This window comes from Alicyclobacillus kakegawensis NBRC 103104 (assembly GCF_001552655.1).
In the GTDB taxonomy this organism is placed as follows: Bacteria; Bacillota; Bacilli; order Alicyclobacillales; family Alicyclobacillaceae; genus Alicyclobacillus_G; species Alicyclobacillus_G kakegawensis.
The window spans coordinates 69735-90178 of sequence record NZ_BCRP01000005.1 but is presented as its reverse complement, the minus strand read 5'-3'; the positions used below and the strand labels follow the sequence as shown (position 1 = coordinate 90178).

General features: G+C 64.1%; 16 protein-coding genes and 1 riboswitch. Of the genes, 12 read left to right on the top strand and 4 right to left on the bottom strand.

Going from position 1 to position 20444, the window contains the following annotated elements; translation table 11 throughout:
* Nucleotides 1-92: 92 nt before the first annotated feature.
* The 6 genes from AK2_RS05555 (at nucleotide 93) to codY (ending at nucleotide 7020) form a co-directional block, all read left to right on the top strand.
* A complete protein-coding gene (locus AK2_RS05555) occupies nucleotides 93-1301 on the top strand; it encodes a thiolase family protein (RefSeq protein ID WP_067932263.1) in 1209 nt (402 codons plus the stop codon).
* Nucleotides 1302-1606: 305 nt separating this feature from the next.
* Nucleotides 1607-2668 (top strand): pyruvate dehydrogenase (acetyl-transferring) E1 component subunit alpha, encoded by a 1062-nt coding sequence (pdhA, locus tag AK2_RS05550; protein WP_217994670.1) that lies wholly within the window; start codon nucleotides 1607-1609, stop codon nucleotides 2666-2668.
* On the top strand, nucleotides 2665-3651 hold the full coding sequence (locus tag AK2_RS05545) for an alpha-ketoacid dehydrogenase subunit beta (RefSeq protein ID WP_067932259.1): 987 nt from the start codon (nucleotides 2665-2667) through the stop codon (nucleotides 3649-3651). The genes pdhA and AK2_RS05545 overlap by 4 nt, the downstream gene beginning before the upstream one ends.
* 14 nt (nucleotides 3652-3665) lie before the next feature.
* Nucleotides 3666-5270 carry a dihydrolipoamide acetyltransferase family protein gene (locus AK2_RS05540; protein WP_067932257.1) on the top strand — a complete coding sequence of 535 codons (1605 nt, stop codon included), beginning with the start codon at nucleotides 3666-3668 and terminating at the stop codon, nucleotides 5268-5270.
* Between the two features lie 147 nt (nucleotides 5271-5417).
* On the top strand, nucleotides 5418-5717 hold the full coding sequence (locus AK2_RS05535; RefSeq protein WP_067932255.1) for a YerC/YecD family TrpR-related protein: 300 nt from the start codon (nucleotides 5418-5420) through the stop codon (nucleotides 5715-5717).
* A 517-nt stretch (nucleotides 5718-6234) separates the two neighbouring features.
* Nucleotides 6235-7020 carry a GTP-sensing pleiotropic transcriptional regulator CodY gene (gene codY, locus AK2_RS05530; RefSeq protein ID WP_067932253.1) on the top strand — a complete coding sequence of 262 codons (786 nt, stop codon included), beginning with the start codon at nucleotides 6235-6237 and terminating at the stop codon, nucleotides 7018-7020.
* Nucleotides 7021-7153: 133 nt separating this feature from the next.
* On the opposite strand, the gene AK2_RS05525 is transcribed toward codY, so the two are convergent.
* Both AK2_RS05525 and AK2_RS05520 read right to left on the bottom strand, forming a co-directional pair.
* Entirely contained in the window at nucleotides 7154-8536 is a 1383-nt protein-coding gene (locus AK2_RS05525) for a dipeptidase (protein WP_067932251.1), read from the bottom strand.
* Between the two features lie 117 nt (nucleotides 8537-8653).
* Nucleotides 8654-9268 (bottom strand): phosphatase PAP2 family protein, encoded by a 615-nt coding sequence (locus tag AK2_RS05520; protein ID WP_067932249.1) that lies wholly within the window; start codon nucleotides 9266-9268, stop codon nucleotides 8654-8656.
* Nucleotides 9269-9525: 257 nt separating this feature from the next.
* Between AK2_RS05520 and AK2_RS05515 the strand changes: the two genes are divergently transcribed.
* Nucleotides 9526-10875, top strand: a complete 1350-nt coding sequence (locus tag AK2_RS05515; protein ID WP_083520884.1) for an Nramp family divalent metal transporter — start codon at nucleotides 9526-9528, stop codon at nucleotides 10873-10875.
* Between the two features lie 113 nt (nucleotides 10876-10988).
* Here AK2_RS05515 and AK2_RS05510 read toward each other — a convergent pair whose 3' ends face one another.
* Entirely contained in the window at nucleotides 10989-11429 is a 441-nt protein-coding gene (locus tag AK2_RS05510; RefSeq protein WP_067932248.1) for a Fur family transcriptional regulator, read from the bottom strand.
* 136 nt (nucleotides 11430-11565) lie between these two features.
* Between AK2_RS05510 and epsC the strand changes: the two genes are divergently transcribed.
* From epsC to AK2_RS05495, 3 genes are all read left to right on the top strand, one after another.
* Entirely contained in the window at nucleotides 11566-12429 is an 864-nt protein-coding gene (epsC, locus tag AK2_RS05505; RefSeq protein ID WP_245632787.1) for a serine O-acetyltransferase EpsC, read from the top strand.
* A 38-nt stretch (nucleotides 12430-12467) separates the two neighbouring features.
* Nucleotides 12468-13484, top strand: a complete 1017-nt coding sequence (locus tag AK2_RS05500; RefSeq protein WP_067932246.1) for a LacI family DNA-binding transcriptional regulator — start codon at nucleotides 12468-12470, stop codon at nucleotides 13482-13484.
* Between the two features lie 153 nt (nucleotides 13485-13637).
* Entirely contained in the window at nucleotides 13638-15731 is a 2094-nt protein-coding gene (locus AK2_RS05495; RefSeq protein WP_245632786.1) for a beta-galactosidase, read from the top strand.
* Nucleotides 15732-15987: 256 nt separating this feature from the next.
* On the opposite strand, the gene AK2_RS05490 is transcribed toward AK2_RS05495, so the two are convergent.
* Nucleotides 15988-17868, bottom strand: a complete 1881-nt coding sequence (locus AK2_RS05490; RefSeq protein WP_067932242.1) for an APC family permease — start codon at nucleotides 17866-17868, stop codon at nucleotides 15988-15990.
* A gap of 301 nt (nucleotides 17869-18169) precedes the next feature.
* A riboswitch (FMN riboswitch) is annotated at nucleotides 18170-18358 on the top strand.
* Between the two features lie 239 nt (nucleotides 18359-18597).
* Here AK2_RS05490 and ribD point away from each other — a divergent pair.
* Nucleotides 18598-19773: a bifunctional diaminohydroxyphosphoribosylaminopyrimidine deaminase/5-amino-6-(5-phosphoribosylamino)uracil reductase RibD gene (gene ribD / locus AK2_RS05485; protein ID WP_067932240.1), complete on the top strand. Its 1176-nt coding sequence runs from the start codon at nucleotides 18598-18600 to the stop codon at nucleotides 19771-19773.
* Nucleotides 19754-20437 (top strand): riboflavin synthase, encoded by a 684-nt coding sequence (locus AK2_RS05480; protein WP_067932237.1) that lies wholly within the window; start codon nucleotides 19754-19756, stop codon nucleotides 20435-20437. The genes ribD and AK2_RS05480 overlap by 20 nt, the downstream gene beginning before the upstream one ends.
* Nucleotides 20438-20444 lie beyond the last annotated feature (7 nt).

The window sequence follows — 20444 nt, the reverse complement described above, 5'->3', positions numbered from 1 at the left end:
CCCCGCGCGTCAGCCCGGCCTTGAGGCGCCCGGGCATATGGACAGGGTGGAAGGGCTGGTGCATCATCGGAGGAGATGAGGAGGCGTGTCGGATGCGAGAGGCCGTGATTGTGGACGCGCTGCGCACCCCGTTCGGCAAGCAGCGGGGAGCGCTCAGCGCCGTCCGTCCCGACGATTTGGCGGCGCTGGTGATACGGACGCTGGTCGAGCGCAACCAGCTGGATGGCGCGCTGATTGAGGATGTGTACCTGGGGTGCGCCAACCAGGCGGGCGAGGACAACCGTAATGTGGCCCGCATGGCCGCGCTGTTGGCGGAGCTGCCGGTGCGGGTGGCCGGGGTGACGGTCAACCGCCTGTGCGCTTCCGGGCTGGAGGCCATCAACCAGGCGGCGCGGGCCATCTTGTTGGGGGAGGGCGACGTGTTCATCGCCGGCGGCGTGGAGAGCATGACACGGGCGCCTTTGGTTCTGCCCAAACCCGAGGAAGCCTATCCGCGGGGCGACCGGACGCTGTACGACACGACCTTGGGCTGGCGCATGGTCAATCCTAAACTCGCCGCCATGCATCACCCGTACAGCATGGGCGAGACGGCGGAGAATGTGGCCGAGAGGTACGGCATTTCCCGCACCGTCCAGGACGAGTTTGCGCTGGCGAGCCACCAGCGCGCACAGCGGGCGCAGGAGAACGGGTGGTTGGCGGAGGAGATTGTGCCTGTCGAGGTGCCCACCGGGCGCCGGGGAGAGACGGTGCGAGTGGAACAAGATGAACACCCACGGCCCGATTGCGCGCTCGAGCAGCTGGCGCGCCTGCGTCCGGCCTTCCGGGAGGGAGGGACGGTGACGGCCGGCAACAGCTCTGGGATCAACGACGGCGCGGCGGCTGTACTCATCATGTCGGCCGACAGGGCGCGCGAGTTGCAGATGGTGCCGCGCTTGCGCTACGTCACCTCGGCAGTGGCCGGGGTGGACCCGGCTTACATGGGCCTGGGCCCGGTGCCGGCGACAGAGAAGGCGTTGGCCAGGGCGGGAATCTCCCTCGACGACCTGGACGTGGTGGAGCTGAACGAGGCGTTCGCCGCCCAGTCGCTGGCCTGTATGCAGCTGCTCGGGTTGAGCCACGAGAAGGTGAACCCGAACGGCGGCGCGATAGCCCTCGGCCACCCGCTCGGAGCCAGCGGGGCGCGGCTGGTGACCACGCTGATGTACCAGCTTGGGCGCAGCGGCGGCCGCTTTGGCTTGACCACGCTGTGTGTCGGCGTCGGCCAGGGCGTGGCCACGGTGTGGGAGAACCTGGCGCGGTGAGTTCCCTCTGGCGCGCGGCGCGGCGGGCGGGAGGACGGCGAGCGACCGCTTGTTACCTTGCGAATTGGCGCCGGCTTGTACATCATATCAACATGTGCCATCGGTTCGTCGCTGCCTACAGTGCTCGCGTGATGCAGGGAATTCGTGCCACAGCGTGGAATTGTGAGGAAGCACGGGACTGAGCGGCTGCACGTTTGCGGCCCAGGGCTGGGCGAGGCCCAAAGCCCCAAGGCCATCTGCTCCGGACGCCGACGCACTGCCCGAGGGCGGGGACGCCCTGCCTCGGACAACCTCGAGAAGGGATGATGGATGTGTCGTACGTGATTCATCCGGCCACAGCGGCCGATGAGCCAAAGCCAAGCGGGATGGACGACGCCCTGTTGGTGCACATGTACGAACAAATGGTGTGGGTACGTCAATTTGATCGCCGCCTGGTGGCCCTCCAGCGCAGCGGGCGCATAGGCACCTATCCGCCGGTGGAAGGCCACGAGGCGTGCCAGGTGGCCAGCACCTTGGCGCTGCGCCAGGACGACTGGGTGTTTCCCACCTACAGGGACACCGGGGCGATGCTCGTACACGGGGTGCCGATGGAGCGGTTGCTCCTGTACTGGAACGGCCGGGCCGAGGGCCTGTATATCCCGGAGGGAGTGAAAGTGTTCCCGATTGCCGTACCGATTGCCACGCAGCTTCCGCATGCGGCGGGGGTGGCCTGGGCGGCCCGCCTGCGCGGCTTGGATGAGGTGGTGCTGGCGTTCTTCGGAGACGGCGCCAGCTCGGAAGGCGACTTCCACGAGGCGCTCAACTTCGCCGGGGTGTTTCGGTTGCCGGTCGTCTTTTTCTGCGAAAACAACCAGTATGCCATCAGCGTGCCGTACGCCCGGCAGACGGCGAGTGAGACGATTGCGCAAAAGGCCCAGGCGTATGGCCTCGTCGGCAAGCGGGTGGATGGCAGCGACGCCATTGCCGTCTACCAGGCGGTGCGGGAGGCGCTGGCGCAGGCCCGGGAGGGCGGCGGCGCGACGTTGATTGAGGCGCTGACGTACCGCTATGGCCCGCACACGACCTCGGATGATCCATCCAAATACCGCCCGAAAGAGGAAGCCGAGGCTTGGCGCGAGCGCGATCCGCTGCTCTGCCACCGCCGCCGCCTGGAAGGCTGGGGCCTGTGGGACGAAGAGCGGCAGCAGGCGCTGGAGCGGCGGGTGAACCAGGGTATCGCGGCGGCCATCCGGGCCATGGAGGCGGCGCCGCCTCCGAACCCGGACGACCTGTTTGACCACGTCTACGCTGAACTGCCGCCGCAGCTGGTCCGCCAGCGCGATGAATTGCGGGCGCGGCTGGCGCGGCGAGAGGGGGCGGATCGATGAGCGGCCGGGAATTGACTCTCATACAGGCCATCAACGCCGGCCTGCGCGAAGCCATGCGGCGCGACGAGCGGGTCATGCTGCTGGGTGAGGACATCGGCAAAAACGGGGGAGTCTTTCGCGCTACCGAGGGGCTCCTTGAGGAGTTCGGCGAGGACCGAGTGGTCGACACGCCGCTGGCCGAGGCGGGGATTTTGGGCACCTCGCTGGGCCTGGCCGCCAACGGCATGCGGCCGGTGCCGGAGATTCAGTTCATGGCCTTCATCTACCCGGGATTTGAACAGGTGGTCTCGCACATCGCCCGCATCCGCATGCGTTCGCGCGGGCGCTACACCGCGCCGCTGGTGGTGCGCGTGCCATACGGCGGGCGCAACCGGGCGCCGGAGCTGCACTCGGACAGCACGGAAACGTTTTTCGCGCACACCCCCGGGTTGGTGGTGGTCAGCCCATCGCGGCCGTACGATGGCAAGGGGCTGCTGCTGTCGGCCATCGAATCGGAGGACCCGGTCATCTTCCTTGAGCCGATGCGCCTCTACCGCGCCTACCGGGAGAACGTGCCGGACGACTATTACACCGTTCCCCTGGGGCGGGCGGAGATCGTCCGCGCGGGCCGCGACGTGACGCTCATCAGCTGGGGAAGCGCCTTGCGCGACGCCCTGAAAGCGGCACAGCAGGCAGAGCAGGAGCACGGATGGAGCGTCGAAGTCATTGACCTGCGCACCCTTTCGCCGTGGGACGAGGAGACGGTGTTTTCCTCGGTCATCCGCACCGGCCGGGCGGTCATCGCCCACGAAGCGTGCGGCCACCTCGGGCTCGGGGCAGAGCTGGCGGCGCGCATCGGCGAGGAGTGCATCCTCGACCTGGAAGCGCCGGTGGCGCGGGTGGCCAGCTATGACGTGCCGGCCCCGCTGTTCCAATTGGAAGACTGGTACGCGCCGGACGCGGGGCGGATTGTCGAAGGGATTCGCAAGGTGATGACGTTCTGAAAGGGGGTTGCCGCATGGCGGTCGAGTTTCGCTTGCCAGACGTGGGGGAAGGCCTCCACGAGGCGGAAATTGTGCGCTGGCTGGTGCACGAGGGGGACCGCGTGGAGGAGTTTGACCCGGTGGTGGAGGTGCAGACGGACAAGGCGATTGTCGAGCTGCCGGCGCCCACATCGGGGGTTATTACGCACATCCATGCGCCCACCGGCAGCATCGCCCACGTCGGCGACGTGCTGGTTGAGATAGAGCCGGAGAGTGTGATTGGCGATCCGGTCGTCATCCGCGCCCCAGATCCGTCCCCGTTGACTGCGGCGCGAGGGGGCAGGTCCGGCCCAGCGGCCGCCGACGCGGACCGCGGGGACAAAGGCCGGCAGCATGAGGACAGGGCGGTCGACGACGGCGAGCGGGCGGCCGAGTCCACCCCGTCGCAGCGGCGGCATGCCCCTGCTGCCGTAGACAACCCGGACCCTGGGGTGCCAGGCCGCGCCGACGCGGCGGGCGGCCTGGGCGCGGGGGCCCGTCCCAAGGCGACGCCGGGTGTTCGCCACTTTGCGCGCCAGCACGGGGTTTCGTTGTGGGACGTCAAAGGCACCGGCCCGGGCGGGCGCATCCTCAAGTCGGACGTTCAACGGTACCTACAGGAGCGCACGGCGCCGGCCGTCTCTGGCCCGGCCAAGAGCATGAGTGAACACGGGACGTCCCTGCTCTGGTCGCTCGCGCAGCGGCCGAGCCGCGGTGAGCGCGACCTGCGTCAGGGCGGCTATCCCACGCCGGTCCCCCGGTCCGCGCGGCAAGGGTTCGCCGTGGAGGACGGGCCTTACAGTCCACCCCGGCCCGCCAGCGAGGCCCCTTCCCAGGGGGAGGACACCGTGCGACGGCCCCTCGGGGCGGCCTCGCGCGCTGCCGGCGGAGATCCGCCGACGCCGACGCGGGTGCCGTTCCGCGGCATTCGCCGGGCCACCGCCGAACACGTCAAGCGCTCTGTCTTCACGGCCCCGCACGTGACGGCGTTTGACGAATGCGACGCCACTTCGCTGGTGGCGCTGCGGCAGCGTTGGAATGAGCGTCTGGAGCCGGAGGGGCGGCGCATCAGTTACCTTCCGTTCATCGTCAAGGCGGTGGTGTCGGCGCTGCGCGCCTTCCCGTACTTCAACGCGAGGCTCGACGAAGAGGCGGAGGAGATCCTGCTGCTGCCGGAGTACCACATCGGCATCGCCGTCGATACACCCGACGGTTTGTTTGTCCCGGTGGTCCGGGACGCCGACCAACTGACATTGCGCGAGATCGGTGAAGAGATCTACCGTCTCTCCAGCGGGGCCAGAAACCGGACCTTGACGCCGCAGGACCTGCGCGGGAGCACGTTTACCATCACCAACATGGGGCCGATTGGCGGCCTGTTTGCGACACCGATTCTCAATTACCCAGAGGTGGGCATCCTCGGCGTCCACCAGATTCAGAAGAAGCCGGTGGTCATCGAGGACGAGATCAAGATTCGTCAGGTGATGACCGTCACCCTGTCCTTTGACCACCGCGTCATTGACGGGGCCATGTCGGTGCGTTTCCTGAACCACCTGAAGCGGTTGATTGAGCACCCGGAGGAACTGATGCTCGAACTGCGATAAAGCTGTGCGGGTGGGCCGCGCCGGTCGCCGGGCGGTCCGCCGGCGCGCGCGGGGGATGCGGCGTTTCCCTGAGGTCTGGGCGGTGCCGGACGCGTGTGCTACCATAGACGGGGAAATGGATTCAACACTGTAAAGGGTGAAAGCGGCATGCCCATCGATAGGATTCGCGATCCAATGGTGACCCGTCTGTTTGAAGCGGTCCTGACCCTGCAGTCGGTCGAGGAGTGTTACCGGTTTTTCGACGACCTGTGCACCATTGGCGAGATCAGGTCGTTGGCGCAGCGCCTGGAAGTCGCGCGCATGCTCCAGGCCGGTCAAACGTACCACCAGATCGAAACGGAGACGGGCGCCAGCACGGCCACCATCAGCCGCGTGAAGCGCTGTTTGAACTACGGATCGGACGGATATACGCTGGTGCTCGGGCGCCTCAAGGAAGCGGGCAGGTGACGCGGCAGCGACCCCGGGAACGCTGGCGCTAATTATCCGAGAAGGCTCAAAAACACCACCGGCGACACGATACAGGTGATGACCGCGACGAGGATGACCGATTGTCCGACGACCTCAGGCAGAAGCCCCAGTTTCACTCCCATTTCGGCCGCTGCGATAATCAGGCTCAGGCGGGAAAACGGAGCGTGTCCGTCACGTCACATCGCCTCCCGGCGCACAGATTGACACTGGATGTGTATGTGCGGGGGGACAACCCCATGCCTGTTCGACAAAATATGACACGGATGTAGACGAAATGTGAACATTTGTCGAATCCGGGCGAAAATCGTGCCGCGGCCCGGGACAAATCTGAATGTTACGTGGTACAGTAATGCATGGTGCTGTTCGGGGCTGGTTCCGCCTCCCGGGTAGCATTACCGGACCGAAAGTTGGACATGCTGTGGCAGTGAGGGCGGGCGGCATGGTCTGCCGGTCCGGACGGCGGGACAAATACTTCGGATTGTTAGGAGAATGAGCGTTGAAACTGTTGGAGAAGGTTCAGGAACTTGGCCAATTGTTGCGGTCATCCAGTGACCAGGTGAATTTCAGCGACGTCGCCGAATTTCTCAGCCGTGTGATGTCCTGCAATGTATACATCGTCGGCCGCAAGGGCAAGATTCTCGGCTACGGCGTGATTGACGAGGCGCTCACCGAAGAGTGGCTGAAAATCATGACCGAAGACGGACGCTTCCCGGAGGAGTTCAACAAGCACCTGTTGCGTGTGGAAACGGCCACGCCCAATCTGCAGAACAAAGAACCGTTTTACGTGTTCTCGACCGAGGAGGAGAACGCCTCGTTCCAGTCGAAGCACATCGCTGTGGCGCCGGTCATTGGGGCCCGGGAACGTCAGGGCACTCTTGTGTTCGCCCGTTCGGAGCGGCCGTTCGACGATGACGACATGATTCTCATTGAGTACAGCGCGACGGTTGTGGCATTGGAGGTTGTGCACTCCCGCCAGCAGCACAAGGAAGAAGAGGGTCGCCAGCGCTCGCTCGCGCGTTTGGCGGTGGACTCCCTCAGCTTCTCGGAACTGCAGGCTGCCAAATACCTCATCGATGCGGTCAAGGAGTCGGCGGATGGCATCGTGGTCAGCAGCCAGATTGCCGACGAGCATGGCGTCACCCGCTCCGTCATCGTCAACAGCATCCGCAAGCTGGAGAGCGCCGGCACACTGGAAAGCCGGTCCCTCGGCATGAAGGGCACCCACCTGCGGATTCTCAACCCGTACGTCGAAGAGGAAATCGCGCGCCAGTTTGACCGCTGACGCAGGTGTACAGGCCCGCACCGGGCCGCCAGAAAACCAAGGGACCCCCTGGGCCGTCTCCCCAGAGGGTCCCTTTCGCATACCCTTTGCACACCTTTGGCGCAAACCGACAAATCCTCGATTTGGCTGGAGCCTACTTTCCGCGCAGCGCGTCCTCCAGTCCCAGCCAATACCAGCATAATGTCTCCAACCCTTTTTCCAGGTTCTCCAGGCGGAAAAACTCGTTGGGCGCGTGGAAGTTTTCATCGCTGGAGGCAAACCCCATCATGACAATCGGGGCCCCGATGCGGCGCGCGAACGTGTCCACAACGCCTATCGATCCGCCCATGCGCGTGAACGCGGCCGGCTTCCCGTAGGCCTTCTCATAGGCGCGTGCAGCCTGCTGGATCGCCGGATGGTCAAACGGGGTCACATAGGCGCGCCCGGCGTCAAAGCGCTGCACGCTGGCCGTCACCCCCGGCGGTGTGTGGCGGCGCACGTGCGCTTCAATCGCCGCGAATACCCGCTCCGGGTCCTGGTCGGGCACCAGGCGGCAGGTGACCTTGGCGTGCGCCTCGTTGGGGATGACCGTCTTGGTGCCGGCCCCTTGATACCCGCCGTAGATGCCGTTGAACTCCAGCGTCGGCCGTACCCACAGCCGCTCCAGGGTCGTGTATCCGGGTTCGCCGTGGAGGGTTGGCACTTCCAATTCGGCGGCCAATTGGGCGTCGTCAAACGGCAGCGCCGCTATCGACTGTCGTTCCTCCTCGGTCAGGGGCTGCACGCCGTCGTAAAACCCGTCCACCGTGATGCGGCCAGAATCGTCGTGCATCGAGTCGAGGATGTGCACCAGCGCCTGAATTGGGTTCTGCACGGCCCCTCCATACAGCCCGGAGTGCAGGTCGCCCTTGGCCCCGCGCACATCAATCTGCAGCGCCGCCAGGCCGCGCAGCCCGTAGCAGACGGAAGGCTGGTCCGGCGCCAGCATGGTCGTGTCGGAGATGACGATGACATCCGCCTGCAGCAGGTCCAGGTGCCGCTCCACAAACCCTTCCAGGTGCCGGCTGCCGATCTCCTCCTCGCCTTCTATCAGCAGTTTGACATTGACCGGCAGCTCGCCCTCGGTCGCCAGCAGCGCTTCAAGCGCCTTGAGGTGCATGAACACCTGCCCTTTGTCGTCGCTCGATCCGCGCGCATACAGCCGCCCGTCGCGCAGGGTCGGTTCAAAGGGTGGCGTCTGCCAGAGCTCGAGCGGATCGACCGGCTGCACGTCGTAGTGCCCGTAGATCAGGACCGTCGGCTTGCCGGGCGCCGCCAGGCGCTCTCCGTAAACCACCGGGTGGCCGGGAGTGTCCATCACGGCGACGCTGTCGAGGCCGACCTCGCGCATGGCCTGCGCCAGATACTCGGCGCAGGCGCGGACATCCTGGGCGTGCTCCGGCTGCGTGCTGACGCTGGGAAAACGCAGGAACTGCTTCAACTCTTCCAGGTGCTGTTCGCGGTGAGACGCCAGGTAAGCAGTGAATGTGCGGTTCACGTCTCCATTGCCCCCTTTCCAAGTCACCCTACCATTATAGCCTTGCGCCATGGGCGGTTGACCAAACGCCGGGCAAAACAAAAGGCGCGCCCTATGGGCGCGCTCCGCGGATTGGCATCAGTAGCGGCGGGAGTAGTGCAGGGATCGGCCGGATCGAGAAAAGCGCCCCTGCCGGAAGATGCGCATAATCAGGCGGCTGACCACGGCCAGCGGCCGGTCAAACCACCAGGCCACGCGGCCGGACACCGTACCCACAACCACGCTGGCCAGCACGTCGGTCGGCCAGTGGTCGCCTACGTACACACGGGCAATCATCACCAGAATGGCCAGAATCAAAAACGTCCAACTCACCCAACGGGCCGCCTTGCCGAACGATCCGCTCGTGAACCCGAACGCGCCGGAGGCGTGGTCGCTGGGGAACGAGGCGTCGTCCTGGTGCGGCGCGATGTGGTTGACCTGGTGCGGCATGGCGACGAATGGACGGGGCCGGTACCAAATGGTCCCGATGATCAGGTTGATGATGAGCGCAATCACGCCGCCGGCCACGGAGACGACCAAAGCGTGCCGCCTGGCTTCTTCGCGCCGCGGCAGGGCGAACCAGGCGATGATGAACAGGAGGGCGTACAGTTCCAACGAATACTGGGCGATGAAATACATAAACTGGTCGAGGCCGGGCGTATGGCCGGCATACTGGTTGATCGCGTGAAAGACCTTGTCGTCAAACGGATTCATATGGCTCTCCTTATCCTGCGAATGTGCCAGGGCGTGCATGGACTGCCTGTCCGGTATGATACGCCAGCCCGGTGCGCCTGACAAGCGATTTTTTGTCAGCCTGCGTCGAAGACTGGTGGCCGCGCCTATGTCGCAACCGGCGCGGGGGTTCACATCCTGCCGCATTCGTCATATAATGGCCTCATAAAGTTTCCTTAGGGAAAAATATTGTCCTTGGTGAAACTTTGTGTCTTGAAGCGAAAAAGGAGACCGATACCGTGAGCGACTATGTGGTTTCCAGAAATACACAGGGATCATCCAGGCCCCGCAAGGACCGTCGGGCCGCGTATCGGCCTAGCTCGGTCTCTGAACGCACGGTGCGCTCGGCGCGCGGGGCCCTGGCCGGCGGGCATGGGATGCGGCGCCTGCTGCCGTTTCTAGGCCCGGCCTTGATTGCGGCCGTCGCCTACGTGGACCCAGGCAACTATGCGACCAACCTGCAGGCGGGGGCGGCGTACGGGTACCGGATGCTATGGGTGGTCGTGCTGGCCAACCTGATGGCGATGGTGATTCAGACGCTCTCTGCGAAGCTCGGCATCGCCACCGGCCGCAGCCTGCCGGAGTTGTGTCGGGACTACTACCCGCGCCCGCTCACGTGGACGCTCTGGATTGTGGCGGAAATCGCGGCCATGGCGACCGACGTGGCTGAATTTTTGGGGGCGAGTCTGGCGCTCAACCTGCTGTTTGGCATGCCGCTTTTCGCCGCCGCGGTGTTGACCGGCATCATCACCTACGCGGTGCTGACCCTGGAGCGGTTTGGCTTTCGCCCGCTGGAGGTGTTTGTGGGGGCGCTGCTCGGGGCCATCGCGCTGTGCTACGTGCTGGAAACCGTGTTCTCGGCGCCGGACTGGACGCAGATTGCACGGCACGCGGTGACGCCATGGCTCGGGAATTCCAACAGCGTGCTCCTGGCCGCTGGCATAATCGGCGCCACGGTGATGCCTCATGCCGTGTACTTGCACTCTGGGCTCACCCAAAACCGCATCGTGCCGCGGACCACGAGCGAGGCGGTGCGCATTCAGCGGTTTGAGCGCATGGACGTGGTCCTCGCTATGTCGCTGGCCGGGTTGGTCAACTTGGCCATGATGTACACCGCTGCCCGGGCGTTTTACGGCCGTGTGGGCGGAACGCTGGACATCAGCCAGGCGTTCCACACCCTGACCCCGTTGTTGGGACCTGCCGCTGCCGGCGTGTTTCTGGCTTCGCTGCTCGCTTCCGGCCTCTCTAGTTCCGTCGTCGGGACGATGGCCGGGCAGGTGATCATGCAAGGCTTTGTCGGATTCACCATCCCGGTCTGGGTGCGGCGGTTGGTCACGATGTTGCCGACGCTGGCCATTATCGCGTGGGGTACCAATCCAATGCAGGCGCTGGTCATCAGTCAAGTGGTGCTCAGCTTTGCGCTTCCGGCGCCGCTCGTCTCCTTGATTGGCTTCACGAGGCGGCGGGATGTCATGGGCCGGCTGACCAATCCGCGTTGGTTGACCGCCTTGTCCGGGGCGATTGCCGCCGTGGTGATTGGCTTAAACCTGATCCTCCTCTACCTGACCTGTACGGGCGCAGGCGACTGAGGAAATCTGAGTTCTCCGTTCTGGCCTGCGCCAGCCCTCTCCAGGATACAGTTGCAAAACCGTCCAGGCGCCGTACCCACAACCTGGCGAACACATGCTGTGGAGCCAGGGGGCTATGGCGTCAGGCCGGTTCCGGCCGCGTCGCCGAGCGCGGCCGACTGGCAATGGGGGCACGTGCCAAACAGGTCCGCCCGGTGGGATTCGACCTGAAACTCCCTCGGCACGTGCAGGAAGGACGGGCATTCGCGGAGCTCGTGCACACGGTGGCAGGAGAGGCACACGAAGTGGTGGTGGTGGCCATCGCTGCAAAACGCGTAGTAGATGTTGCCTTCCACCAAAAACGGCATTGCCGCGCCGACCTTTGTCAGGACCTCAAGGAGTCGGTATACTGTGGTTAATCCGACGCGCGCGCCGTGTTCCTGCGCCCATTTGTGCAGCTGTGCCGGGGTCAACATGCGCCCGGACTGCACGAACAGTTCCAGCAGGGATTCCCGTTCGCGCGTCAGGCGAAAATTTTGTTCGTGCAGGAGTTGCCGCAACCGTTCTTTATCCATAATCTCTCACTCTCGCGGGCTATCGAAAATCGTTTTGCATACGCAATGTAACGCGGGGGCGCCTATCTGTCAATCCGCGTCTATCTTTCATGATTCCAGGTCGGGTCCTGATTTTGCGCTATGAGGAGGTTTTGCGGTGAGTTCGCGACACGACATCGCCCTACAGATGAAAAGGCAAAGCTGCGAGTGGTTTGAAGGTCGCGCTTGCCATCCCGAGCCGGAGGGGATTCGGCGGATTGTCCAACTCGTCAAGCAGTTGATGGCCTGCAACTATTTTCCTCCCGAAGCCGGTCGCAGCCATGGCGATGTCGTCGACGACCTGCACGTGACCCTTGCCGGGCAGATCCATCGGGCCTTGTTCCAGCGTTGCTATGATAAGGAGTTCACACCCGAATCGCGGGCGGAGGCCGACGCAAAAGCGGACCTCTTGATTGCCAGGCTGCCCGACCTGCAGGCCATGCTTTACGACGATGTACTGGAGACCTATAACAATGACCCGGCCGCAACCGGCTATGACGAGATCATCCTGACTTACCCAGGCTTGCAGGCGCTGCTCATCTATCGTGTCGCCAACGCTCTGTACCGGCTGGATGTGCCATTGCTGCCACGCATGATGACTGAATACGCCCACCGCTTGACCGGAGTGGACATCCACCCAGGCGCCACCATCGGCCGCGGCATCATGATTGACCATGCCACCGGGATTGTCGTGGGCGAGACGGCGGTGGTCGGGGATCACGTCAAGATCTATCAGGGGGTCACCATTGGCGCATTGCACCTGCCGCGCGACGAGGCGGGGCTGATGGTGCGCCGGACAAAGCGCCATCCGACGATTGAGGACGGCGTCGTATTGTACGCCAATGCCACCGTGCTCGGCGGGGATACCGTCATTGGGCACCATTCGGTTATCGGCAGCAATGCCTGGGTGACCGAGAGCGTGCCGCCGTATTCCAAGGTTTTCTATCAGGCCGAGACTGTGGTGCGTTTGCGCCGCGGTTGAACTCGTTTCGGCCAACTTTTCCTTGAGGGGGTGAGGGCGTGGCCACACGTCGCGATGTCGCCCGGCTCGCCGGGGTCTCTCCGTCCACCGTGTCGCGGGTCCTCAACGACAACGGGTATGTGGCCGATGACGTGCGCAAGCGGGTGCGTCAGGCCATTCAGGAATTGAACTATGTTCCCAATCGGCTGGCGCGCAGTCTGCGGATGCAGCAGTCCAGGCAGGTGGCCTGCATCACTCCCTCCATCAGCAACTCCTTCTATCTGGAGATCGTCGCTGGCATCGAGGAGACGGCGCTGGCCCACGACTACACATTTTCTCTGTACAGCCTGACGTACGAGAAGCGCGAGTACCTGGATGTCGTCCTGTCCGGGTTCTACGATGGAATGATCTTGCTAGCCCCGTATGAAATGGAGAAGATTGTGCCGTTATCCGAGTTGGCTGGGCGGCTGCCGGTCAGTCTGTACTGTGACCGCGAGCGCCATCCCGACTTGCCGCACGTCTACGTCGACCTGCGGCGGGCCATGCGGGAGTGCACAGAGCACCTGATCTCGCTCGGGCACAGGCGCATTGTGTTTATGGGCTACCAGTTTTCGCGTCCGGCTCAAAACCCGCGCTATTTGGGGTATCAAGACGCGCTGGAGGCCAACGGCATCCCGCTGGACGAATCCCTGACCCGCCTCTTTCCCGACCATCAGGACACACTCACCTGCGGTTACCAGACGGTATGCGACCTGTTGGACCGCGGGCGTTCTTTCACCGCCATCTGCGCGACCAACGACCTGATTGCGGTAGGGGCCATGCGTGCGTTGGTCGAGCATGGCCTGAGGGTGCCTGACGACGTGTCCCTGACCGGAGTGGATGATTTGGAGATCGCCAGTTTGGTCACACCGACCCTCTCCACCATTCGCATCCCGAAGCGCCAGATTGGCAGCGTCCTCATGGAGCAGATGCTGGCGCAAATCCATGGAGACGCCGCCGCGCCGCGCGCGGTGGAGGTTTCGACCACCCTGGTGCTGCGCGAGTCGGTGAAATCCTGCCTGCCCTCTGAGCTCTAGGCCGGCTGCCAGCGGTTTCGGCCGTATTCGCCTATTTCGGTATTGACAAGCGAATCGCAATCGAATTACTATGGGGCCATGTTAGGTAACCGCTTTCGTGCGCCTTGGGTCGAATGTGGTCACGAAACCACAAGCGGAAGGATGCGGAGAACTTTGCCATTTGCCCAAAGCCCCCAACACATCTTTTACGGAGGCGACTACAATCCCGAGCAGTGGCCGAAGGAGGTGTGGCAGGAAGACGTCAGGCTGATGCGCGAAGCGGGTGTCAACATGGTGAGTCTGGCCGTTTTTGGCTGGGCCAAGCTGGAACCGTCACCTGGGCAGTTCGATTTCTCCTGGTTGGACGAAGTGGTGAACTTGCTGTGGCAAAACGGCATCGCGGTCAATTTGGCGACGGCCACGGCGTCGCCGCCGGCGTGGCTGGTGGTGCGCCATCCCGAGGTGTTGCCGGTGGATGAAAACGGGGTGCGCTACTCGCACGGATCGCGTCAGCACTATTGCCCCAACAGCCTCGAATACCAAGAGTACAGTCGGCGGTTGGTGCGCGCGCTGGCAGAGCACTACAAAGACCATCCCGCGCTGGCGATGTGGCACGTCAACAACGAGTACGGCTGCCACGTGTCGCGCTGCTTTTGTCCGCGCTGCGAGGCCGCCTTTCGCGGCTGGTTGAAGGCGCGCTACGGGAGCCTGGAGGAGCTGAACGACCGCTGGGGCACCGCGTTTTGGAGTCAAACCTATTATGACTGGAGTGAAATTCCGCTCCCGCGCAAGACTCCGACGTACGCCAACCCGGCGCAGCAGCTGGATTACGCCCGCTTCATGTCGGACAGCCTGATTGCGTTGTACGTGGCAGAGAGCGACGTTCTGAAGCAGGTCACGCCCCACGTCCCGGTGATGACCAACCTGATGGGCTTCTTCAAACCGATTGACTACTTCAAGTTGGCCCAGCACATGGACCTGGTGACCTGGGACAGCTATCCCGAGCCGACCGCCGGCATCCCTGTGCTGGCCGCGATGTCGCACGACCTGATGCGCAGCCTGAAGCAGGGGCAGCCGTTCCTCTTGATGGAACAGACGGCCAGCCAGGTCAACTGGCGACCGCAGAATCCCCTCAAGCGCCCGGGCGTGACGCGGCTGTGGAGCTACCAGACGATAGCGCGGGGCGGGGATGGCATCCTGTTCTTCCAGTGGCGCGCCTCCCGCGCCGGAGCCGAAAAATTCCACGGCGCCATGCTGCCGCACGCCGGCAGCCACACCCGCGTGTTTCGCGAGGTCGCACAGCTGGGGCAGGAGCTGCGAGGGCTGGCCGGGGTTGTAGGCAGCCGCGTCCGGGCGCAGGTGGCCATCCTGTTCGACTGGGCCAACTGGTGGGCGTTGGAGCTGGGTTCAAAGCCGAGCCAGGACATCCGCTACCTGGATGAACTGCTGCGCTGGTACCGGCCTTTATTCGAGCAGAACGTCGCCGTCGACTTTGTCCCCCCGGAGGCGGACCTGTCCAAATACAAACTGGTGTTGGCGCCGCACCTGTACCTGCTGACCGAGCGCGCGGCCAGCGGCATCGCCGACTATGTGCGCCGGGGCGGGGTGTTCTTGACCACGTTTTTCTCAGGCATCGTCGACGAAAATGAGCGTGTGCACCTGGGCGGATACCCGGCGCCGCTCAGGAAGGTGCTGGGCATGTACGTCGAAGAGTTCGATCCGTTCCTCCCGCGTCAACAGGTTCCCTGCCGGTACACCGGTACAGCTTTGCCCGTTCCCGGAACCGGCGGGCTTGGTGCAGAGACATCCGGGGCCATAGACGCAGGGGGCCTACGGGACGCGCTGCCCGAGACATTCTCCGGCGACCTGTGGGCGGATGTCATTGTGCTGGAGGGCGCGCAACCGCTAGCCGAGTTTGGGGCCGATTTTTACGCCGGCCGGGCGGCTGTGACGGCGCACCATTTCGGGCAGGGTGTCGCTGTTTATGTAGGCACGCGGCCGGACGTGGACGCCATCAGGCGGTTGCTGGTTTCCGTGACCTTTGCAGCCGGAGTGGAGCCCGCCTTGGCAACGCCCGCTGGTGTAGAGGCGGTATGGCGGGAGCAGCCGGGCGGATCGCGCTTTTTGTTCCTACTCAACCACACAGACGCGGAGCAGACCATCGCGCTTGAGGGCATATCCGGCGCGTTGAGGGACGCGTGGACTGGGGACGCGGTGGGGGAAGCCCTGCGTCTGCAGGCGCGGGGTGTGCGGGTGCTGAAACTATAGCCGCCTTTGCGCGGTTGTGCGTCCCGATGATGAGGGAACTTGTCAGATCCGCATAGTTCATTCCAACCAGGTTACATGGACAAAAGTTCGATATCAATTCGGGCAAAAGTCCGATGGATTGTCCATAGGGCAAGTGTTATATTGTAGACAACCCTTTTCCCCTAGGAAGGCGCAACCGCTCGGATGCGCCGATTTTTTTTGTCTTCTGTGACTGACGAAGGCGGACTTACGAAGGCGGCCGGGCCCGCATCCTTCATCAGCGGGACAACCGGTAGGGCACCGACACCACCTTTACGGATTTGCCCAGCAACAGCCAGGCCATCAGCAGTCCACCCGTCTTGTTGTGCAGGAGCTTGTGCCACCAGCGGGTGGTGATGAACTGTGGGATCACCACGGTGATGTTGTCGGGGTTATACTTGTGCAGCTCAAACTCGACAAACCGCTGCAGCCGCTTCGCGACGTTGCGGTACTGGGAGTGGATGACGACCAGCGGTACCCCGCTTTGCAGGCGGTCCCAGTCGCGCTGGATCTTTTCGGTGGCCTCGCGCATCTCTTCCTCCGACTCGTTGGCGATCACCGTCACAGCAATCACATGCTTGAAGTTGTCCACTGCGTAGCGCAGGGCCTGTACCGATGCCTTGTTGACGGAGGCAATCGGAACGATGGTGATGCTGTCCCCCTTTGACGTGAACGGCTGGGAGAAGTCGTAGCGCAGGTCACACTTGACCTGCTCGTAATGCGCTTTGATCTTGGAGAACATCACCACCAACAACGGGACGCACACCAGGACCAGCCATGCTCCGTCGAAAAAACGCGTGATGGCGAATACCAGGCAGGCGGCGACAGTCATGATGAAACCAAAGCCGGTTCCGATGGTCGGCCATAGCCAGTTCTTTTGACGCTCACGCAGTTGCCGCACCAGCATGCCCAGCTGCGACACGGAGAACGTGTAGAACACGCTCACCGCGTAGAGGGGAATCAATCGCTCCACGCGGGCGTCGAAGACAAGCGTCAGGGCGAGGGAGATGATGGTCAGGAACACAATTCCGTTGCTGTAAACCAATCGATCCCCCTTGTGCTGCATCCACCTGGGCATAAACCCGTCGCGGGCCATCGACGACCACAGCGCCGGACAGCCGGCAAAGGCGGTGTTGGCCGCGATGACCAGGATGCACATGGTCGCCAGCGAGACAATCACGGCGGCGATGCGGCCGGCCAGGGACGGACCGAACACCACGTGCGCCTCCTGGTTGATGAGCGGGTCGTTCGGGTTGTACTGCAGCCCGTGCAGCGTGGCGACACCGGATACGATGAGGAACAGCATGGACAGCGTGATGATCAGCGACAGCAGCGTGCGGGCGGCGCGCTTGGCGGACGGATCGCGGAAGACCGGGACGGAGTTGGAGACCGCCTCGACCCCGGTCAGGGCGCTGCAGCCGCTGGCAAACATCTTGAGGAACAGAAACAGGCTCATGCCACCGAGGGCGTGCATGCCGGCAGGTGTCGGCGCGGTGATGGCGGCTGGGTGGCGGATGGCCCCGACGACGGCGGCGACGCCAACCGCGCCGATGCAGGCGATGAACAGGTAGGTGAAGGGGACCAGCACGGTCGCCGATTCGCCGATTCCGCGCAGGTTGAGCAGCATGATGAGCAGGGTCAAGAGCACATTGCAGAGCAGCTTGTGGTCGTTCACCCACGGTATCTCCGGGCCGATGGCGTCCACTCCGGCAGCGATGGAGACGGCCACAGTCAGCGTGTAGCCGATGATCAAGGTGGCGGCCGCCGACAGGCCCCAGTATCGTCCCAGGTCGTTGAGGCCGATGGCGTAGGCGCCACCGCCCTGCGGGTAGTGGTGGATGATGTTTCGATATGCTAAATATAAAAGAAACGCCAGGATGACGATGAGGCCGGTGCCGAGCATGGAATACCCGAGCACATCGGAGACGGTCGCTTGGGCGGCTCCGGCGGTGATGAGGACCGCCAACACCGATTCCATCTGGTCGGTCGCGTAGGCGACGCTCGACAGAGCGTCGGGGGTGAGCAGCGCCATGCCCTGCAAGACGCCTATGCGGACACGCTGGCTCTCCTTCGTCTTGAGTGGCCGGCCGACAACCAAGCGTTTCAAACTCGCTGCCATAATGTCACGTCTCCAGTCGTAACGTTGTTGAGGATTTGCCGACACGCGCGTGCGTGGGGAGGCGTGCGGATCGCGCACGGATGTCGCTTGACGCCAAGACTCTACAGGATGCGATGGCGCGTCCGCAAACCGCAAAACGGACGATGAAAGCGAATTCATACGCCTTCCTTGCGGTCTTACGCGAGGCGGAGGGGGACGCGCGAACGGAATCGTGAAAATGCGCGTGAAATCGCGGCTATGTTGCGATTCTTGGCCGCTTGTTCTATGATTAAGTATGCGACAACTGGAAACCGAGTACACGGCAATCCTTCGGGGCAGGGTGAGGCGAAGGCCGATGGCCGCGCCAATTCCCGATCGGTGGTGAAGCGCACGGCGGTGCGTGAAGTCCACGAGCGCCCACGGGCCGGCCGCGACGGTGGCCATGCTCTTGGGCGCAGGAACTGGTGAGATTCCAGTACCGACGGTATAGTCCGGATGAAAGAAGGATGCCGGTGGCATACGTCTATTTGTATTGTTGTGTCCCAGCAGACTTGGTCTCGGTCTCCCGTCCGGCGGGGGAGGCAGGCCCCGCCGGGGTAGGCGGAGAAACAGGTTTGTAGATTGTGGACACAGCCTTCTTGGACGTCAACCATCGGTCATCAATCGTTCAGGCCCCCTGGGTGGATTCCAGGGGGCCTCCTTTGTGGTCCGCTATGCTCCGCAAGGCAGGGGTCGCAGGGAGGACAGACTATGACCGGCGTACAAGCTGAAGCAGTGGACCTTGAGCTGGACGCTTACTTCATGCGGCAGGCCATCTCGCTCGGGGAGTTAGGGTTGGCGCAGGCGAGCCCGAATCCTTCCGTGGGCGCTATCATCGTCCGCGACGGCGAAGTGGTGGGCCAGGGAGCGCACCTGAAGGCGGGGGGGCCGCACGCGGAGGTGCACGCGCTGCGCATGGCGGGGGAAGCCGCCCGCGGCGCCACCGCCTACGTCACCCTTGAGCCGTGCAGCCACGTCGGCCGCACGCCTCCGTGCGCGGATGCATTGATTGCCGCCGGGGTGCGCAGGGTGGTCGTCGCCTGTACGGACCCCAATCCGCAGGTGGCGGGGCGAGGTCTGGCGCGCCTGCGCGAGGCGGGCATCGAGGTGGTCGTCGGCGTCGAGGAGGAAGCCGCCAAGCGGCTGCACGAGGCGTTTTTTCACGTGATGGCGACGGGCCGGCCGCTGGTTGTGTGGAAGGCAGCCGCCACGCTGGACGGTTACATCGCGACGGCTTCCGGACACAGCCGCTACGTGACCAGCGCGGCCGCGCGGCAGGAGGTGCAGTGGCTGCGTTGGCGGATTCCGGCCATCGCGGTCGGGGTGCAGACCATCCTGGCGGACGATCCGCAGCTCACCGTGCGCTTCCGGTCACGCTCGGGGGTCCGGCAGCCGCTGCGGGTGGTGTTGGATTCGACGCTGCGGACGCCGCAGTGTGCCAGGTTGCTGCGCGAGCCGGGCCGGACCTTGATTTACACGACGGAGGCGGCGCCCGATGAGCGGGAGCGGCGGCTGACGGAGGCGGGCGAGGGGCGGATTGACATCGTCCGTTTGCCGCCCGGGGCGGACGGCCGGGTTCCGCTGGCCGATGCCCTGGCTGATCTCGCCCGGCGCGGATGCAACAGCGTCCTCGTCGAGGGAGGGCGCACCCTGGTGAGCGGGCTGCTGCGCGAGCGGCTGATAGACCGGGTGGTGTACTACCTGGCGCCGAAGCTCTTGGGCGGGGGCATACCGGCCCTCGACGGCCTTGCGACTGTGCGGATGGAGGAAGCGGTGACGCTCGCTGATGTCCGCACCGAGGTGGTGGACGGCGACATCCGCGTCGACGGGCGTCTCGTTTATCCTGCGCAAGAGGAGGGGAAACACGGTGTTCACCGGGTTGGTTGAAGAAGTGGCGCGCGTGGTGGACATAGAGCCGCGGGCCCAGAGTGTGCGTATCCGGATGGCGGCGGAACGGGTGTTGGAGGACGTGCGTCTGGGTGACAGCATCGCGGTCAATGGCGTCTGCCTGACGGTGGTGGCGTTTGACGGGCGCACATTCACCGCGGACGCGGTCAAGGAGACCCTGCGCCGCTCCAACCTGGGCCGCCTGCGCCCGGGCAGCCGCGTCAACGTGGAACGGGCGCTGCGCGTGGGGGACCGCCTCGGCGGGCACATTGTCGCCGGCCATGTCGACGCGGTTGGCACCCTCGCCGCACGCACGCAGGAAGGTGTGGCGACGGTGCTCACCATCTCCGCTCCGCCGTCCGTCCTGCGTTATGTCGTGGAGAAAGGTTCCATCTGCGTGGACGGCGTCAGCCTGACGGTGATGGATGTGGACGACAAGGGGTTCCGCGTTTCCATTATCCCGCATACGGGTGCCCACACGACGCTCTTGGATGCCAAGGTCGGCCAGGAGGTCAATCTGGAGGTGGACGTTCTGGCCAAGTACCTGGAAAAGCTGGCCGCCCCCCGTTTGGACACCCCGCCGGCTGTGGGCGCCGAGAAGGACGGATTGGCGGGAGGCCCCGGTTTGGATTTGGGCTTCCTGCGTCAACACGGGTACGCCTGAAGGCGTC

What these genes read in the sequence shown, in the direction of transcription:
- ribD (WP_067932240.1), top strand. Translation starts at nt 18,598, where the DNA reads ATGACCGGCGTACAAGCTGAAGCAGTGGACCTTGAGCTGGACGCTTAC.
- AK2_RS05545 (WP_067932259.1), top strand. Translation starts at nt 2,665, where the DNA reads ATGAGCGGCCGGGAATTGACTCTCATACAGGCCATCAACGCCGGCCTG.
- AK2_RS05535 (WP_067932255.1), top strand. Translation starts at nt 5,418, where the DNA reads ATGCCCATCGATAGGATTCGCGATCCAATGGTGACCCGTCTGTTTGAA.
- AK2_RS05510 (WP_067932248.1), bottom strand. Translation starts at nt 11,429, where the DNA reads ATGGATAAAGAACGGTTGCGGCAACTCCTGCACGAACAAAATTTTCGC.
- pdhA (WP_217994670.1), top strand. Translation starts at nt 1,607, where the DNA reads ATGGATGTGTCGTACGTGATTCATCCGGCCACAGCGGCCGATGAGCCA.
- AK2_RS05490 (WP_067932242.1), bottom strand. Translation starts at nt 17,868, where the DNA reads ATGGCAGCGAGTTTGAAACGCTTGGTTGTCGGCCGGCCACTCAAGACG.
- AK2_RS05540 (WP_067932257.1), top strand. Translation starts at nt 3,666, where the DNA reads ATGGCGGTCGAGTTTCGCTTGCCAGACGTGGGGGAAGGCCTCCACGAG.
- AK2_RS05520 (WP_067932249.1), bottom strand. Translation starts at nt 9,268, where the DNA reads ATGAATCCGTTTGACGACAAGGTCTTTCACGCGATCAACCAGTATGCC.
- AK2_RS05555 (WP_067932263.1), top strand. Translation starts at nt 93, where the DNA reads ATGCGAGAGGCCGTGATTGTGGACGCGCTGCGCACCCCGTTCGGCAAG.